This is a genomic window from Streptomyces sp. NPDC086554 (genome assembly GCF_040686095.1).
Lineage (GTDB): Bacteria > Actinomycetota > Actinomycetes > Streptomycetales > Streptomycetaceae > Streptomyces.
In genome coordinates this window covers 401,050-417,527 of record NZ_JBFBJK010000005.1, presented here as the reverse complement: position 1 = coordinate 417,527, position 16,478 = coordinate 401,050, and the positions used below count along the sequence as shown (strand labels likewise).

The 16,478-nt window shown below is 70.3% G+C and carries 13 protein-coding genes and 1 pseudogene; 12 read left to right on the top strand and 2 right to left on the bottom strand.

What is annotated here, in order from left to right:
• Window positions 1-62 precede the first annotated feature (62 nt).
• The 7 genes from AB0O76_RS11440 to AB0O76_RS11410 all read left to right on the top strand — a co-directional run bounded on the left by AB0O76_RS11440 (window position 63) and on the right by AB0O76_RS11410 (window position 8,311).
• Complete coding sequence (locus AB0O76_RS11440) at window positions 63-341, top strand: glutaredoxin family protein (RefSeq protein WP_365488019.1); 279 nt, start codon at window positions 63-65, stop codon at window positions 339-341.
• Between the two features lie 305 nt (window positions 342-646).
• Window positions 647-1,402 (top strand): redox-sensing transcriptional repressor Rex, encoded by a 756-nt coding sequence (locus AB0O76_RS11435; RefSeq protein WP_365488016.1) that lies wholly within the window; start codon window positions 647-649, stop codon window positions 1,400-1,402.
• Window positions 1,399-3,480 carry a glutamyl-tRNA reductase gene (locus tag AB0O76_RS11430; RefSeq protein WP_365488013.1) on the top strand — a complete coding sequence of 694 codons (2,082 nt, stop codon included), beginning with the start codon at window positions 1,399-1,401 and terminating at the stop codon, window positions 3,478-3,480. The genes AB0O76_RS11435 and AB0O76_RS11430 overlap by 4 nt, the downstream gene beginning before the upstream one ends.
• A complete protein-coding gene (gene hemC / locus AB0O76_RS11425) occupies window positions 3,477-4,436 on the top strand; it encodes a hydroxymethylbilane synthase (protein WP_365488010.1) in 960 nt (319 codons plus the stop codon). The genes AB0O76_RS11430 and hemC overlap by 4 nt, the downstream gene beginning before the upstream one ends.
• Window positions 4,433-6,091: a bifunctional uroporphyrinogen-III C-methyltransferase/uroporphyrinogen-III synthase gene (locus AB0O76_RS11420; protein ID WP_365488008.1), complete on the top strand. Its 1,659-nt coding sequence runs from the start codon at window positions 4,433-4,435 to the stop codon at window positions 6,089-6,091. Before hemC ends, AB0O76_RS11420 begins: the two co-directional genes overlap by 4 nt.
• A gap of 133 nt (window positions 6,092-6,224) precedes the next feature.
• Complete coding sequence (gene hemB, locus AB0O76_RS11415; RefSeq protein ID WP_365488098.1) at window positions 6,225-7,214, top strand: porphobilinogen synthase; 990 nt, start codon at window positions 6,225-6,227, stop codon at window positions 7,212-7,214.
• A 119-nt stretch (window positions 7,215-7,333) separates the two neighbouring features.
• Entirely contained in the window at window positions 7,334-8,311 is a 978-nt protein-coding gene (locus AB0O76_RS11410) for a zinc-binding dehydrogenase (protein WP_365488005.1), read from the top strand.
• Window positions 8,312-8,466: 155 nt separating this feature from the next.
• Here the strand turns inward: AB0O76_RS11410 and AB0O76_RS11405 are convergent.
• Window positions 8,467-8,806 (bottom strand): annotated as a pseudogene (locus tag AB0O76_RS11405) (NAD(P)-binding domain-containing protein); the annotation flags it as partial.
• A gap of 199 nt (window positions 8,807-9,005) precedes the next feature.
• On the opposite strand from AB0O76_RS11405, the gene AB0O76_RS11400 reads away from it, so the two are divergent.
• The 3 genes from AB0O76_RS11400 to AB0O76_RS11390 all read left to right on the top strand — a co-directional run bounded on the left by AB0O76_RS11400 (window position 9,006) and on the right by AB0O76_RS11390 (window position 12,307).
• Complete coding sequence (locus tag AB0O76_RS11400; RefSeq protein ID WP_365488003.1) at window positions 9,006-9,479, top strand: carboxymuconolactone decarboxylase family protein; 474 nt, start codon at window positions 9,006-9,008, stop codon at window positions 9,477-9,479.
• Between the two features lie 253 nt (window positions 9,480-9,732).
• A complete protein-coding gene (locus AB0O76_RS11395) occupies window positions 9,733-10,998 on the top strand; it encodes a helix-turn-helix transcriptional regulator (RefSeq protein ID WP_365488000.1) in 1,266 nt (421 codons plus the stop codon).
• 100 nt (window positions 10,999-11,098) lie between these two features.
• Entirely contained in the window at window positions 11,099-12,307 is a 1,209-nt protein-coding gene (locus AB0O76_RS11390; protein ID WP_365487997.1) for a PLP-dependent aminotransferase family protein, read from the top strand.
• Window positions 12,308-12,409: 102 nt separating this feature from the next.
• Here AB0O76_RS11390 and argS read toward each other — a convergent pair whose 3' ends face one another.
• Window positions 12,410-14,179 carry an arginine--tRNA ligase gene (argS, locus tag AB0O76_RS11385; RefSeq protein WP_365487995.1) on the bottom strand — a complete coding sequence of 590 codons (1,770 nt, stop codon included), beginning with the start codon at window positions 14,177-14,179 and terminating at the stop codon, window positions 12,410-12,412.
• A 156-nt stretch (window positions 14,180-14,335) separates the two neighbouring features.
• Here argS and lysS point away from each other — a divergent pair, with 156 nt between their 5' ends.
• A complete protein-coding gene (gene lysS, locus AB0O76_RS11380; RefSeq protein ID WP_365487992.1) occupies window positions 14,336-16,078 on the top strand; it encodes a lysine--tRNA ligase in 1,743 nt (580 codons plus the stop codon).
• A gap of 182 nt (window positions 16,079-16,260) precedes the next feature.
• A complete protein-coding gene (locus AB0O76_RS11375) occupies window positions 16,261-16,470 on the top strand; it encodes a hypothetical protein (protein ID WP_365487990.1) in 210 nt (69 codons plus the stop codon).
• The last annotated feature ends 8 nt before the right edge of the window (window positions 16,471-16,478 follow it).

Genomic DNA, 16,478 nt, shown 5'->3' with positions numbered 1-16,478 from the left:
TTCGCGGCCGCGCCGTTAAACGGACGGGCCGCGCGGCGCGTCGGCGGAGCGAGAATGGTGTCATGAGCCCGATTTTTCGCCGTACGGAGAAGAAGCGTCCGCAGGACCGGACGGTCACCTTGATCGGCAAGCCCGGCTGCCATCTGTGCGATGACGCACAGCTGGTGATCGAGAAGGTCTGCGGCGAGCTGGGAGTCGCCTGGGAGAAGAAGGACATCACGCAGGACGAAGAGCTCAACCGGGCCTACTGGGAACAGATTCCGGTGGTTCTGGTCGACGGTGAACAGCACACCTTCTGGCGGGTGAACGAAGATCGACTTCGGCATGCGCTCGCCCAGTAGTCCGAATCGAGACTGACTGAGGAGTCCAAGTGGCCCGAAAGGTCCCTTAGGATCGTGGGCGGTTTTGGTCTCGGGGGCGATGATCGTGAGGAGAGTGTGCGGTTTTGCCCCCATCAACTGAGCAACGACGCTCCCTGTGCGCCGGTTCCAGGAATGCGCGCCGGGGGTGCGTGACCCCGGTCACGTTGGCCGGGCAAATCGGACACCATCTTTGTGCACGCGTTCACAAAGACATAGCCTGCATTCGACGGGGCGGTCTGGGGACGTGTGACCGCCTGCAGCCCCGCTCTACCCGCAGGAGCACCGTGGCAACTGGCCGAACTCACCGACCGGCGACCCGCAGCCGAGGGATTCCCGAGGCCACCGTCGCCAGGCTTCCGCTGTACCTCCGAGCCCTCACCGCACTGTCGGAGCGCTCGGTGCCCACGGTCTCCTCCGAGGAGCTCGCGGCCGCCGCGGGGGTCAACTCCGCGAAGCTGCGCAAGGACTTCTCGTACCTCGGTTCCTACGGGACGCGCGGCGTCGGCTACGACGTCGAGTACCTCGTCTACCAGATCTCCCGCGAGCTCGGTCTGACCCAGGACTGGCCCGTCGTGATCGTCGGCATCGGTAACCTCGGCGCGGCGCTTGCCAATTACGGCGGGTTCGCATCGCGCGGCTTCCGTGTCGCCGCCCTGATCGACGCCGATCCGGCCATGGCGGGCACGCCCGTCGCGGGCATGCCGGTGCAGCACACCGACGACCTCGAGAAGATCATCAAGGACAACGGCGTCTCCATCGGTGTCATCTCGACCCCGGCCGGTGCCGCCCAGCAGGTCTGCGAGCGGCTCGTCGCCGCCGGTGTGACCTCGATCCTCAACTTCGCGCCCACCGTCCTTTCCGTGCCGGACGGTGTCGACGTACGCAAGGTGGATCTCTCCATCGAGTTGCAGATCCTCGCCTTCCACGAGCAGCGCAAGGCCGGTGAGGAGACGGCGGCCGACGAGGCCGCCGTGCCCGCCACCGACAAGCAGCAGCGGAAGGGACCCGACGGGGACGTCCCCGCCGTGATGCCGGCATGAGTCTCCTTGTCGTAGGGCTGAGTCACCGCAGCGCTCCGGTGAGCGTCCTCGAGCGGGCCGCGCTCGCTCCCGATGCGCAGGCCAAGCTCCTGCAGGACACGCTCGCCGCCGAGCCCGCCGCAGAGGCGGCCGTGCTCGCCACCTGCAACCGCATCGAGCTGTATGCCGACGTGGACAAGTTCCACGCGGGCGTCGCCGAGCTGTCCACGCTGCTCGCCCAGCACAGCGGGGTGGGCCTCGAAGAGCTCACTCCCTATCTGTACGTCCACTACGAGGACCGAGCCGTCCACCACCTGTTCTCGGTGGCCTGCGGCCTGGACTCGATGGTGGTCGGCGAGGGGCAGATCCTCGGGCAGATCAAGGACACCCTGGCGCGCGCGCAGGAGCTGCACACCGCGGGGCGCCTCCTCAACGACCTGTTCCAGCAGGCCCTGCGGGTCGGCAAGCGCGCGCACTCGGAGACCGGGATCGACCGGGCCGGGCAGTCGCTCGTGACCTTCGGCCTGGAGCAGCTCGCCGGGCGCGAGCCGGTCGAGGCGTGGGCCAAGGGCAAGCGCGCCCTGGTCATCGGCGCCGGATCCATGTCCTCACTGGCCGCGGCGACGCTCGCGCGGGCCGGGGTCGACGAGGTCGTCGTCGCCAACCGCACCCTGGAGCGGGCCGAGCGGCTCGCCGAGATCCTGGCGGACGGTGGCCACGGCACCAGCGCCCGCGCCGTCGCGATGGACCAGGTGGCGGCCGAACTGACACGTGCCGATGTGGCGGTGTCCTGCACCGGGGCGACCGGACTCGTCCTGACGGCGGAGGCCGTGGCTGCGGCGCTGGCGGGCCGTACGGCTTCGCCGACGGCCGTGGGGACGGCCGTGGGGACGTCCCATGCGTCGGTGGCGGCTCCGCGCTCGGCATCGCGCGTCGGCGGGGGCGCCCGTACGGACGAGACGGTGACGGGCGGCGAGGGCCGTCCGGCCGACGACTCCGCGGTGCGGGGTGACCTGCGCGCCGGGGCGGACGCGACGGCTCCGGTAGCGGCGGACGAAGCCTTCCGTGCGGCCGACGACTCCGCGGTGCGGGGCGACCTGGGCGCCGGGGCGGACGCCACGGTCCCGGTAGCGGTGGACGGAGCCTTCCGTCCGGCCGACGACTCCGCGGTGCGGGGTGACCTGCGTGCCGGGGCGGATGCCACAGTCCCGGTAGCGGCGGACGAAGCCTGCCCGCTCGGCCTCTCCGGCGCGGGTGTGCCCTCGGGTGCCGGTGTGGACGCGACCGGTGGTTCGCTCGACGGTGCAGCCGTCAACCGCGGCGTCGGGTTCTCCGTCATGGGTGAGGACGCCGTCGCGGGGATGGACGCCGCGACCCTGGAGCAGCACGCCGCCTGGGTCGACAACGCTCCCGCCGAGCGCCGCGACGACGAGGCCTTCGACCTGCGCGCCGAGGCAGGCACCATCACCGCGCTCGCCGCGGCCGTGACCGCCACCGGGCGGGTGCCCGAGCGCCGCGGCCCCTCGATGGCCGAGACCGGGCACGTCCTGCTCGCCCTGCTCGACCTGGCCATGCCCCGCGACATCGACGGTGCCGTGCACCGCATCGACGGCGTACGCCTGGTCGACATCGAGTCGCTCGCCGAGGCCTCCGCCGACGCCCCGATGGCCGACGACGTGGAGCAGGTCCGCGCGATCGTCTCCGACGAGGTCGCCGCCTTCGGCGCCGCGCAGCGGGCCGCGCACATCACGCCGACCGTGGTCGCCCTGCGCACCATGGCCGCCGACGTCGTCGCCGGTGAGATCGCCCGGCTCGACGGACGGCTCCCCGGACTCGCCGAGAAGGAGCGCGCGGAGATCACGCAGACCGTCCGCCGTGTCGTCGACAAGCTGCTGCACGCGCCGACCGTGCGGGTCAAGCAGCTGGCGGGCGAGCCCGGCGGCGCCGGGTACGCCGACGCGCTGCGCACCCTCTTCGACCTCGACCCGCAGACGGTCGCCGCCGTCAGCAGGGCCGACCACCTGAACAACCAGAACAGCCAGAACGACCAGCACGACCAGCACGACGAGAACAACGATCCGAATCGAGGCCGGGTATGACCGAGAGGGCACTCAGGCTCGGGACCAGGCGCAGCAAGCTGGCCATGGCCCAGTCCGGCCAAGTGGCCGAAACAGTGAGCCAGTTGACGGGCCGCCCCGTGGAGCTCGTGGAGATCACGACGTACGGCGACACGTCGCGTGAGCACCTGGCGCAGATCGGCGGCACCGGCGTCTTCGTGACCGCCCTGCGCGACGCGCTCCTTGCCGGCGAGGTCGACTTCGCCGTGCACTCGCTCAAGGACCTGCCGACCGCGCAGCCCGACGACCTGGCGCTCGCCGCGGTGCCGCTGCGCGAGGACCCCCGTGACGTGCTGATCGCACGCGACGGCCTGACCTTCGCGGAGCTGCCGAACGGCGCGCGCATCGGCACCGGTTCGCCGCGCCGCATGGCGCAGCTGAACGCTTACGCGCGGGGCCACGGCATGACCATCGAGACCGTGCCGATCCGCGGGAACATCGACACCCGCATCGGATACGTGCACAAGGGGGAGCTCGACGCCGTCGTGCTCGCCGCCGCCGGACTCCACCGCGTCGGCAGGATCGACGAGGTGACCGACTTCCTGTCGGTCGACACAGTTCTGCCCGCCCCCGGCCAGGGGGCACTGGCGATCGAATGCGCCGCGTCCAACGCGTCGCTGACCGCCGCGCTCGCCGAGCTCGACGACCCGTACACCCGGGCCGCCGTGACCGCCGAGCGATCCCTGCTCGCCGCCCTGGAAGCCGGTTGCAGTGCGCCTGTTGGCGCGCTGGCCGACTTGCTGGCCGACGGGCAGATTGTCAAGGAAATGCGCCTGCGCGGCGTCGTCGGTACCACCGACGGCTCGACGCTGGTGCAGCTGTCCACCACCGGTCCCGTGCCCGAGACGCATGACCAAGCCTTGGCGCTCGGCCGCGAACTCGCTGCCGAGATGCTTGCCAAGGGCGCGGCCGGTCTGATGGGGGAGCGAGTACTTTGAGCCCCACCTCGAACCTTCCCGGCCTTCCCGCACACGGGCACGTCACCTTCCTGGGTGCCGGACCCGGAGATCCGGGACTACTCACTCTGCGCGCTGTCGAGGCGTTGGCCCGAGCGGATGTCCTGATCGCCGAGCCGGACGTGCTCGATGTCGTGCGCGCGCATGCCCGGGGAGGTGTGGACACACCTCACCCTCAGCCGGTTGACGACGCGTCAGTTACCACCGATGCGCCTTCCCTTCGGGCCGCCGCCAATCTTGTCATGGAGGCAGCGAGGAGCGGCAGGCGGGTGGTGCGTGCCGTCGGCGGCGATCCCGGTCTCGACACGTACGCCGCCGAGGAGATGCTGGCCTGCGCCGCCGCGGGCATCTCCTTCGAGGTGGTGCCCGGCATCGCCGCGGCGGTCGGTGTGCCCGCCTACGCGGGTGTTCCGCTGCGGGACGCGCAGGGCACCGACGTACGTTTCGTCGACGCCCGCACCGCTTCCGACCGCTGCTGGAGCGAGGTCGGCGCGTCGGACGGGACCGTGGTGGTCTCGACGGCGCTCGACTCCGTCGCGGCGGCCGCCGGTGAGCTGGTGACGGCCGGGCGCAAGCCCGACACCCCGATGACGGTGACCATCGCCGGTACGACGACGCGCCAGCGCACCTGGACCGCGACGCTCGGCACCATCGCGCAGGTCCTGAAGCAGGCGAAGGTGCTGCCCTCGCCCGACGGCGGGCAGCCCGTCATAGCCGTGGTCGGTGAGCGTTCCGCCGCCGCCCAGCGCGACCAGCTCTCGTGGTTCGAGTCGAAGCCGCTCTTCGGGTGGCGGGTGCTGGTTCCGCGCACGAAGGAGCAGGCGGCCTCGCTCTCCGACCAGTTGACGTCGTACGGCGCCGTGCCGCACGAGGTGCCGACGATCGCCGTCGAGCCGCCGCGTACGCCGCAGCAGATGGAGCGTGCGGTCAAGGGCCTGGTCACGGGCCGCTACGAGTGGATCGCCTTCACCTCCGTGAACGCGGTCAAGGCCGTACGCGAGAAGTTCGAGGAGTACGGGCTCGACGCGCGTGCCTTCGCCGGGATCAAGGTCGCGGCGGTGGGCGAGCAGACCGCCGCCGCGCTGATCGCCTTCGGCGTGAAGCCGGATCTGGTGCCGAGCGGCGAGCAGTCGGCTGCGGGCCTGCTTGAGGACTGGCCGCCGTACGACCCGGTCTTCGATCCGATCGACCGTGTCTTCCTGCCGCGTGCCGACATCGCCACCGAGACGCTGGTGGCGGGGCTCATCGACCTGGGCTGGGAGGTCGACGACGTCACGGCCTACCGGACCGTGCGGGCGTCGCCGCCGCCGGCGGAGACGCGTGAGGCGATCAAGGGCGGCGGCTTCGACGCCGTGCTCTTCACCTCCTCGTCGACCGTGCGGAACCTCGTCGGTATCGCCGGTAAGCCGCACAACGTGACCGTCATCGCGTGTATCGGCCCCGCCACGGCGAAGACCGCCGAGGAGCACGGGCTGCGGGTGGACGTGATGGCTCCGGAGCCATCGGTCCACAAGCTGGCGGAGGCGTTGGCCGAGTTCGGGACGCGGCGTCGGGCGGCCGCGCTTGAGGCGGGGGATCCTGTGACCCGCCCCAGCGAGCGGCGGCCGGGTTCGCGTAGGCGGCGTGCAGCACCCTGACGCTCAGGCGTACCGTTAGTCACCGGCTTCGCCGAGTTCGTCCTCAAACGCCGGACGGGCTGAGTATTTTCCCTGGCCCCGGCTGAGATTCTTCAGCCGGGGCCGGAATCTTTGCGTGAGGTGAGTGAGCACAGTGACCAAGTACGGATCGTTCCCCGGAGCGCGGCCCCGTCGGCTGCGGACCACCCCCGCGATGCGGCGCATGGTCGCGGAGACCCGTCTCCACCCGGCCGATCTGATCCTCCCCGCGTTCGTCCGCGAGGGGATCAGCGCGCCCGTGGAGATCGGCGCCATGCCCGGCGTCGTCCAGCACACCCGCGACAGCCTGAAGAAGGCCGCCGTCGAGGCGCTGGAGGCCGGAGTCTCCGGGATCATGCTGTTCGGGGTTCCGGAGGAGGCGAAGAAGGACGCCGCGGGAACTGCGGGCACCGACCCGGACGGGATCCTCCAGGTCGCGCTGCGGGACGTACGCGCGGAGGTCGGCGACGAGCTCATCGTCATGTCCGACCTGTGCCTCGACGAGACCACCGACCACGGCCACTGCGGGGTGCTCGACGAGCAGGGCCGCGTGGACAACGACGCGACCCTTGAGCGGTACGCCGAGATGGCCCAGGTCCAGGCCGACGCGGGCGCCCATGTGGTGGGCCCGAGCGGCATGATGGACGGTCAAGTGGGCGTGATCCGGGATGCGTTGGACCAGACGGGCCACGAGGACGTGTCGATCCTCGCGTACACCGTGAAGTACTCCTCGGCCTTCTTCGGCCCGTTCCGGGAGGCCGTCGGATCGTCGCTCAAGGGCGACCGCAAGACCTACCAGCAGGACCCGGCCAACACCCGGGAGTCCCTGCGGGAGTTGGCGCTCGACCTCGAAGAGGGCGCCGACATGGTGATGGTGAAGCCTGCCGGGCCTTACCTGGACATCCTGGCGCGGGTCGCCGACGCGGTGGACGTGCCGGTTGCGGCGTACCAGATCAGTGGCGAGTACGCGATGATCGAGGCCGCCGCTCAGCGGGGCTGGATTGACCGGGACAAGGCGATCATGGAGTCGCTGACCGGTATCAAGCGGGCGGGCGCGAACATGATCCTTACTTACTGGGCCACTGAGGTCGCCAAGCAGCTGTGACCGTGTGACTGCTCGGCCGTTTGACCGTTTGACCGTTTGACCTCAAGCTTGCTTGAGGTTGCAGGGTGGTGTGCATCGACGTACCGCCGACTCGCTGTCGGCACTCCGAGGAGGACGTAATGCGCGCCGTTGTTCTGCATGAGTTCGGGCCTGCCGAGAACCTGACGTACGAGACCTGGCCCGACCCCGTGGTGGGGCCGGGCCAGGTGCGGATTGCCGTACGGGCGGCGGGAGTTCACTTCGTCGAGACCGTCATGCGGCGGGGCGACGCGAGCGACATGGCGCCGCCGCTGCCGGAACTGCCCTCCGTGTTCGGCGGGGAGGTCGCGGGCGTGGTGGATGCGGTGGGTCCCGGCGTGGACCCCGCTTGGCTGGGGCGGTCGGTCGTGACGCCGCGCAGTGAGCCCGGCGGGTACGCCGAGCTTTCGGTGGCCGCCGTCGAGACCCTGCACGAGGTGCCGGACGGGCTCGGACACGAGGCGGCCGTGTCGATGGTGATGACCGGGGCGACGGCCATGGGTCTGCTGGACGTCGCTCAACTCACCTCCGACGACGTGGTGTTGGTGACGTCCGCAGCCGGTGGGGTCGGCCGGCTCGTCGTCCAGTACGCCTGCGCGATCGGGGCCGTCGTGATCGGTGCCGCCGGTGGGCCCGGCAAGGTCGAGGCGGTCTGGGAGCTGGGCGCCGATCTCGCCGTCGACTACAACGAACCCGGCTGGACGGACCTCGTGCGGGAGCGCCTCGACGGGCGGAGCGTGAGCGTCATACTCGACGGGGTGGGCGGCGAGAAGTCCGCCGCCGCCTTCGGTCTGATCGGTGACGGCGGCCGGTACGTGGTCATCGGGTGGTCGTCCCAGGAGGGCTTCGAGCCGGACGCGGGTGTCGTGGAGCGGCGGGGGATCTCCGTGGCCAACGCCCTGCTGCGGCTGATCGAGCACCCCGAGGACGGGCCCGAGCACGAGCGGCGGGCCCTGGAGGCCGCCGCCAAGGGGGAGTTGGTGCCGGCGGTGCAGACGTTCCCGCTGGCGGACGCGGCCTTGGCCCATGCGGCGATGGAGCGGCGGGAGACCACGGGCAAGGTCGTGCTGGTGCCTTAGCCCTGGCCTTGGTCCTCGCCTTGGCCCTGCTTGAGCAGGGTGGCCAGGCGGGAGAAGCCGTCGGTGCCATAGCCCTCGTCGACCGCGCGGTCGAGGAGGCCCTGGAAGGGCTCGAACAGGTCGGTCCGCAGGCCCTGTTCGGCGTACGCCTTCGCGATCATTTGCGGTACGGCCATGATGCCGCCGTCGACGTACGTGATGCCGTGGGCCGCGGCCCAGTCGGCCAACTCCCTTGCCTGGGCGGGCGTTCCGTTGGTGAGGTTCACGACCGTGCGGCCCGCGAGGGCGTCCGCCTGCGGGGTGAGGAGGGCGCGGACGCTGTCGTTGGTGGTGAGGCAGACGGATGACGAGCGGGCCGGCGGTGATGGCCTCCTCGGCGGTCTCGGCCGGGATCGCGCCCTGGGCGACGAGGGGGCCGGTCTTGGCGGCGGTGCGGTTCCAGACGGTCGTCCGGTGGCCCGCCTTGATCAGCGCGGCGGCGAGGGCGGAGCCCATCAGGCCGAGGCCGAGGACGGGATCCTTGTCGGGCCCTGCGGACGGAACAAGTACCGACTTTTTGGTGCGGTACTTACTCATAGGTGTGTGAGGAGGTCCAGAAGATTCTTCCCCCCGGTGTCACATCTGGCCGAGCCGATCCGTCAGAGGTATGTAACGCAAGGAAGAGACGCAGAGAAGCGACACAGAGGAGTTCGTTATGGAAGCCAGGCTGAACCTGTTCGGCAACGAGGTCACCAACAAGCTCGTGCGGCACTTCAACTCGGCGGGCAAGGTCATCTCGGACTCGACGCTGCCGGCCGAGACGCAGGAGCTGGTGAAGATCCGGGCCAGCCAGATCAACGGCTGCGGATTCTGCGCCGACATGCACACCAAGGACGCTGCGGCCGCCGGTGAGACCTCGGTGCGCCTCAACCTGATCGCGGCTTGGCGCGAGGCCAAGGTCTTCACCGACGCGGAACGCGCCGCCCTCGAACTGACGGAGCAGGGCACCCGCATCGCGGACGCGGCCGGCGGGGTCACGGACGAGGCGTGGGCGAATGCAGCCAAGCACTACGACGAGGAGCAGCTCGCCGCGCTGGCGTCCCTGATCGCCCTCATCAACGCGTACAACCGTGTGAACGTCATCGTGCAGCAGCCGGCGGGCGACTACGAGCCCGGCATGTTCGGCTGAGCGGCAGTCTCGGGCTCATCCCCATTGCTGCTTCAGGCGGTAGCCGCCGTCGGTGATCGCTCCGGGCCCGCCGTTGGGCGGGTCGTAACGGTGATGGATACGGAAGGTCCCCGAGGAACGCACCGGGAGGCTGGCGCCGTTCGGATTGAACTCGGCGTGGGCGTCGACCGTGACAACCGGGCGGCCCCGGTGCCGATCAAGCTCGGCGTGCTTGGATGGTTCTTCGTCGTGTGGGGATGCGAGAGGGGCTTCGGTGAGCGGCGCGGGGGACTTCGCGGAGTTGTTGCGGGAGCTCAAGGGGCGGTCCGGGCTCAGTTACGGGGTGCTGGCCAAGCGGCTGCATGTGAGTACGTCCACGTTGCATCGGTACTGCAATGGGGATGCCGTGCCTACGGCGTTTGCGACCGTCGAGAAGTTGGCCCGGCTGTGCGATGCGTCGCCGGAAGAGCTGGTTGAGGTCCACCGGCGGTGGATTCTCGCCGACGCGGGGCGGGGGAAGCGGCCCTTGCCCGGTGGACAGGGGGAGCCGGAGGAAGAGCCGGTGGCAGAGGTGGGTGCGGAGGCGGACTCGCTGGCTGGCCGACCTTCCGACCGGCGGCGGCGTGTTGTTGTGTTCGCCGCTGCCACCGTTGCCGTCGTGCTCGGGTCAACTGCTCTTGCGCTGAACGGAGTTCCTGGTGGGGGTGGGGGTGAAGGCAGCGGCGGCAGTGGGGAGCGGGGTGTCGCCGCTACCAGTGACGGCAGGGAACCTGTCTCCGCCTCTCCGTCCGAGGGCGGCAAGGGTGGTAGCGGCGGCGAGGGTGGAGAGCATGCGCCTGACCGTCAGGAGAAGGAGAGTTCCGGGACTCCTTCCGCCTCCGAAGGGCGCGGCGGCGCCAAGTCGCCCTCCCCGCAAGGGGACGAGCGTGGCGGCGACCTCAGCGTGCCCCTCGCCGCGCGCACCAGGCCGTACGTCTACGAAGAACCCTGCAGCCAGCACTTCCTGGTCGACCGCAAGCCGAACCAGGTGCCCAGGCCGCCGGTCGAGCAGGACGCCCCCGGTTGGGCCGCCGACCTCGGGGCCGTCTCGTCGGGCGAGCAGTTCATCGAGGTCACCCTGCAAGGCATGGGCAAGGACACCGTCGTACTGCAGGGCATGGACGTCCGCGTACAGAGCACCGCATCGCCGCTCGACTGGAACGACTACGCGATGGGTGTCGGCTGTGGCGGCGGCGTGGACACCAAGTCCTTCGGTGTCGACCTCGACGACGCCGCACCGCGCGTCGCGCCCAAGGCGGGGCAGCGGGACTTCCCGTACAAGGTGAGCGAGAGCGACCCCGAGGTCTTCTACATCAAGGCCAACGCCGAGGCCCACGACGTCCGTTGGTATCTGGAACTGGAGTGGTCGAGCGGCGAACGGCACGGGGTGCTCCGCATCGACGACCAGGGCAAGCCGTTCCGTACCAGCGGCCGCGAGGGGCGGCCGACGTACGGCTGGCCGAACGGCGGCTCGCAGTGGATCGCCCCGCTCGACGGGTGAGCATCAAGGCGGCCCGTCCGCATTCCGGAATGGCGCATGTAGGCGGCACCTACGTGCTTAGGGTGCGGGCACAGCTGTCCGAGCCGAAGGAGCCGCCGCCGTGACCGTGACCGAGCCCGCCCCTGCCGCAGTCCCCACGCCGCCCCTCGCCGCGCGTGCCGCCTCGGTCGGCGGCTCGCCGGTACGGGACATCCTGGCCGTCACCGCGCGGCCCGAGGTCATCAACTTCGCGGGCGGGCTCCCTGCCCCCGGTCTCTTCGACAAGGCCGGCATCGCCGCGGCCTTCGGGGCGGTCCTCGCCGAGCAGCCCGAGCGCGCGCTCCAGTACTCCACGACCGAGGGCGAGCCGACGCTGCGTGCCGCCATCGCCGCACGCTTCGATGCGCGCGGGCTCGGCACCGGCGCCGACGACCTCGTCATCACCACCGGTTCGCAGCAGGCGCTCTCGCTGCTCGCCACCGCCCTCATAGAGCCCGGCGAGACCATCCTCGTCGAGAGCCCCTGCTACCTGGCGGCGCTGCAGGCCTTCGGGTTCGCCGGCGCGCACATCGTGCCCGTGCCCTGCGACGAGGCCGGCATCGACCCGGACTCCCTCGACGAGCTCGTCGCCCTGCACCGGCCCAAGCTGCTCTACACCGTCCCCACCTTCCAGAACCCCACCGGCCGCACCATGCCCGCCGAGCGGCGCGCCGCGATCGCGGAGATCGCCGCGCGGCGCGGCCTGTGGATCATCGAGGACGACCCGTACGGAGAGCTGCGCTTCGAGGGCGAGCGCGTGCCGTGGATCGCCTCGTACCCCGGGGCCGAGGACCGCACCATCCTGCTCGGCAGCTTCTCCAAGGTCATGGCGCCGGGCCTGCGCCTGGGCTGGCTGCGGGGGCCCGCGGCGCTGCTGCGGGCCTGCGTCGTCGCCAAACAGTCCGCGGATCTGCATACGCCCACCGTCAACCAGTTGGCCGCGGCGCGGTACTTGGCGGACAACGACCTGGACGCGCACGTGGCGCGCGTCGCGGGGGAGTATCGCGAGCACCGGGACGCGATGCTGGGCGGCCTCGGGGCGGCGCTTCCAGAGGGGTCTAGCTGGATCCGGCCGGAGGGCGGAATGTTCGTGTGGGCACGGTTGCCCGAAGGGTACGACACGGCTGCGCTGCTGCCGGGGGTCGTCAAGCATGACGTGGCTTACGTTCCCGGGGCGCCGTTCTATGCGGGGGAGCCGGACCGTTCGACGCTGCGGATGTGCTTTGTGACGCAGACGCCGGATGAGATTGCTGAGGGGTTGCGGAGGCTTGGGGGTGCGCTTCGGGGCTAGTCGGCTGCGGGTCGTGTGTGGCTGGTCGCGCCCACGCGGCGGAGCCGCACATGTCACAGCCCCGCGCCCCTAAAGAGGGGCGCGGGGGCCGTCACGTGATGCTCAAAGCCGCTCAGGCGTCCTGATGCCAAGCAGCGCCATGCCCTGGTGCAGGGTGCGGGCCGTGATGTCGCAGAGGAACAGGCGGTTCTCGACCTGGGCCGGGGTGTCCGCCTTGATGACCGGGCACTTGTCGTAGAACGTCGTGTACAGCGACGCCAGTTGGTAGAGGTACGCCGCCAGCTTGTGCGGCGCGTACTCCGCAGCGACCTCCGCCACCGTCTCCGCGAACTGGTCCAGGTGCAGGCCCAACGCCCGCTCCGCGTCGGCCAGTTCGAGCTCCGGGTGCGCCTTCGGGCTCACGTCGCCCGCCTTGCGCAGGATCGACTGGATACGGGCGTACGCGTACTGGAGGTACACCGACGTGTCGCCGTTCAGCGACACCATCTGGTCCAGGTCGAACTTGTAGTCGCGCACCGCCGACGTCGACAGGTCCGCGTACTTCACCGCGCCGATGCCCACCTGGGCGCCGCGCTCGGCGATCTCCTCGTCGGAGAGGTCCTGGGCCTTCTCGCGGACGATGGCCGACGCGCGGTCGATCGCCTCGTCGAGGAGGTCGATGAGGCGTACGGTCTCGCCCTCACGCGTCTTGAACGGCTTGCCGTCCTTGCCGAGGACCGTGCCGAAGCCGAGCTGCACCGCCTTCACGTTCTCCGTCAGCCAGCCCGCCCTGCGGGCCGTCTCGAAGACCATCTTGAAGTGCAGGGACTGCCGCGCGTCCACGACGTACAGGAGCGTGTCCGCCTTGAGGTTGTAGACGCGGTCGCGGATCGCGGAGAGGTCCGTCGCCGCGTAGCCGAAGCCGCCGTCGGACTTCTGGACGATCAGCGGGGACGGGTTGCCGTCCGGGCCCTTCACGTCGTCGAAGAAGACGCACAGCGCGCCGTTGGAGCGGACCGCGACGCCGGACTCCTCCAGCATGCGGCAGGTCTCCGCCAGCATGTCGTTGTAGCCGGATTCGCCGACGATGTCCGCGTCGGCGATCTCCACGTCCAGCTTGTTGAAGACCGAGTAGAAGTAGACCTTCGACTCGTCCACGAACCGCTGCCAGATCGCGAGCGTCTCCGGGTCGCCCGCCTGCAGGTCCACCACCCGGCGCCGGGCCCGCTTCTTGAACTCCTCGTCGGCGTCGAAGAGCACCTTCGAGGCCTTGTAGACGCGGTTGAGGCTGGACATCGCCTCTTCGCCCGCTTCCTCGGTGCCCTCGGCGGCCTTGTGGCCCAGCGCGTCCGGGTGCTCCAGGAGGTACTGCACGAGCATGCCGAACTGGGTGCCCCAGTCGCCGATGTGGTGGCGGCTGACCACCTTTTCACCGGTGAACTCAAGGATCTTGACGACGGAGTTGCCGATGACCGAGTTGCGGAGGTGGCCGACGTGCATCTCCTTGGCCACGTTCGGCTGGGCCCAGTCGACCACCGTCGTGCCGGGCTTCTCGGCGAACGGCACGCCGAGCCGGGCGCCGTCGGCGGCGCGTGCCGCGAGGTTCTCGGTGATCGCCTTGTCGGTGACCGTGATGTTCAGGAAGCCGGGGCCCGAGACCTCGACGTCCTTGATCAGGTCGGGGGCGGTGATCGCCGAGACGACCTGCGTGGCCAGCTCGCGCGGGTTCGCCTTCGCCTTCTTGGCGAGGGCGAGGATCCCGTTGGCCTGGAAGTCGGCCCGGTCGCTTCGTCGCAGCAGCGGGTCGGCGGCGCCGGCCTCCGGCAGGGCTGCCGAGAGGGCGTCCGCGAGGCGCTGGTGGACGGAGGCGGTGAGGGACGTGACCGAGGCCATGGAGTGGATGCCGTTCTGCTCGGGTTCCTGGGTTCTTGTAGCTACGAACAGCTACGAAAACCGAGTATCCCACGCGGTGAAAAGCGGTTTTCGCGGTTGCGGTACGACCTGGGAGAATGGCTGCGTCAAGCGGTACTCACGTAGAAGAAGAAAGGCGTGCCGATCGTGGCTCAGAGCACCGATACCACCGACTGGGTCTCCCGCTACGCGGACGAGGTCATCGCCGAGTCGGAGCGTCGTGCCCCGGGCAAACCGGTCGTCGTCGCGTCCGGACTCTCCCCCTCCGGCCCCATTCACCTGGGCAACCTTCGCGAGGTCATGACCCCGCACCTGGTCGCGGACGAGATCCGGCGACGCGGGTACGAGGTACGGCACCTGATCTCCTGGGACGACTACGACCGGTACCGCAAGGTCCCGGCCGGCGTCCCCGGCATCGACGAGTCCTGGGCCCAGCACATCGGCAAGCCCCTCACCTCCGTGCCCGCCCCGGCCGGGTCCGCGTACCCGAACTGGGCCGAGCACTTCAAGGCGGCCATGACCGAGGCGCTCGACGAGCTGGGTGTCGAGTACGACGGGATCAGCCAGACGGAGCAGTACACGTCCGGGGTCTACCGCGAGCAGATCCTGCACGCGATGAAGCGTCGCGGCGACATCGACGCGATCCTCGACCAGTACCGCACCAAGAAGGCCCCCGCGAAGAAGTCGCAGAAGCCCGTCGACGAGGCCGAGCTGGAGGCCGCCGAGGGCTCCGGCGCCGCGAGCGAGGACGACGGCAGCGGCGGCACCAGCGGGTACTTCCCGTACAAGCCGTACTGCGGCGCCTGCGAGAAGGACCTGACGACGGTCACCTCGTACGACGACGAGAGCACCGAGCTCGCGTACGTCTGCGCGGACTGCGGGCACACCGAGACGGTGCTCCTGAGCGAGTTCAACCGCGGCAAGCTGGTCTGGAAGGTCGACTGGCCCATGCGCTGGGCGTACGAAGGCGTGATCTTCGAGCCGAGCGGCGTGGACCACTCGTCTCCCGGGTCGTCCTTCGTCGTCGGCGGGCAGATCGTCCGCGAGATCTTCGACGGCGTGCAGCCGATCGGTCCCATGTACGCGTTCGTGGGCATCTCGGGGATGGCGAAGATGTCGTCCTCCAAGGGCGGCGTGCCGACCCCGGCCGACGCGCTGAAGATCATGGAGGCGCCGCTCCTTCGCTGGCTGTACGCGCGGCGCAAGCCCAACCAGGCCTTCAAGATCGCCTTCGACCAGGAGATCCAGCGGCTCTACGACGAGTGGGACAAGCTGGACGCGAAGGTCGCCGACGGGTCCGTGCTGCCCGCCGACGCCGCCGCGCACACCCGCGCGGTGCGCACCGCCGCGGGTGACCTGCCCCGGACGCCGCGCCCGCTGCCGTACCGGACGCTCGCGTCCGTCGCGGACATCACGGCCGGCGCCGAGGACCAGACCCTGCGGATCCTGCGCGACCTGGACCCGTCCGACCCGATCACGTCCCTCGACGAGGCGCGGCCGCGGCTCGACCGTGCCGAGAACTGGATCACCACCCAGGTCCCGGCCGACGCCCGCACGATCGTGCGCTCGGAGCCGGACGCGGAGCTGCTCTCGTCCCTGGACGACGAGGGCCGCGAGTCGCTGCGGCTGCTCCTGGACGGCCTGGACTCGCACTGGTCCCTCGACGGGCTCACACACCTGGTGTACGGCGTGCCGAAGGTGCGTGCCGGATTCTCCGCGGACGCCACGGCGAAGGAACTGCCGCCGGAGATCAAGGTCGCGCAGCGGTCCTTCTTCGCCCTGCTGTACCGCCTCCTCGTGACCCGGGAGACGGGGCCGCGGCTGCCTACGCTGCTGCTGGCCGTGGGCGCGGAGCGGGTGCGGAAGCTGCTTGGCGCTTAGGGGTACGTGAAAGGGGGCGCCGTCCAGTGGTCTGGGCGGCGCCCCCTTTCGCTTGCCGCGGACTGGACCGCCGCTTCGCGGCGGATGTTTCCCACCCACCCGTAACCCTGCATCCTTTGGACTACCCCGGGATCCCTCGGGGGCAGGACGTGGGTGGCCCCTGCCCGGGTGATCGTGGACGTATGAGAGAAATCATCGCCATCGTCGGATGGGTCGCCGGGATTCAGGGCGGGCTCGGGTTCTTCGGCAGGGTCTTCGGGGACGGCTCATGGGGCCTCGTCCAGAAGTGGTGGGACGTGCCGACCCCGGGCTACCTCGCCATGTTCCTCGTCGGCGCCGCCCTCGCCTTCTGGGGCGAGACCACCAAGAAGCGTGCCAGGAGCAGCGGCTGAGCCCCTGC

Excerpts from the sequence above, each read along its gene's own strand:
- AB0O76_RS11440 (WP_365488019.1), top strand. The coding sequence starts at position 63 with ATGAGCCCGATTTTTCGCCGTACGGAGAAGAAGCGTCCGCAGGACCGG.
- AB0O76_RS11430 (WP_365488013.1), top strand. The coding sequence starts at position 1,399 with ATGAGTCTCCTTGTCGTAGGGCTGAGTCACCGCAGCGCTCCGGTGAGC.
- hemC (WP_365488010.1), top strand. The coding sequence starts at position 3,477 with ATGACCGAGAGGGCACTCAGGCTCGGGACCAGGCGCAGCAAGCTGGCC.
- AB0O76_RS11410 (WP_365488005.1), top strand. The coding sequence starts at position 7,334 with ATGCGCGCCGTTGTTCTGCATGAGTTCGGGCCTGCCGAGAACCTGACG.
- AB0O76_RS11400 (WP_365488003.1), top strand. The coding sequence starts at position 9,006 with ATGGAAGCCAGGCTGAACCTGTTCGGCAACGAGGTCACCAACAAGCTC.
- argS (WP_365487995.1), bottom strand. The coding sequence starts at position 14,179 with ATGGCCTCGGTCACGTCCCTCACCGCCTCCGTCCACCAGCGCCTCGCG.
- AB0O76_RS11375 (WP_365487990.1), top strand. The coding sequence starts at position 16,261 with ATGAGAGAAATCATCGCCATCGTCGGATGGGTCGCCGGGATTCAGGGC.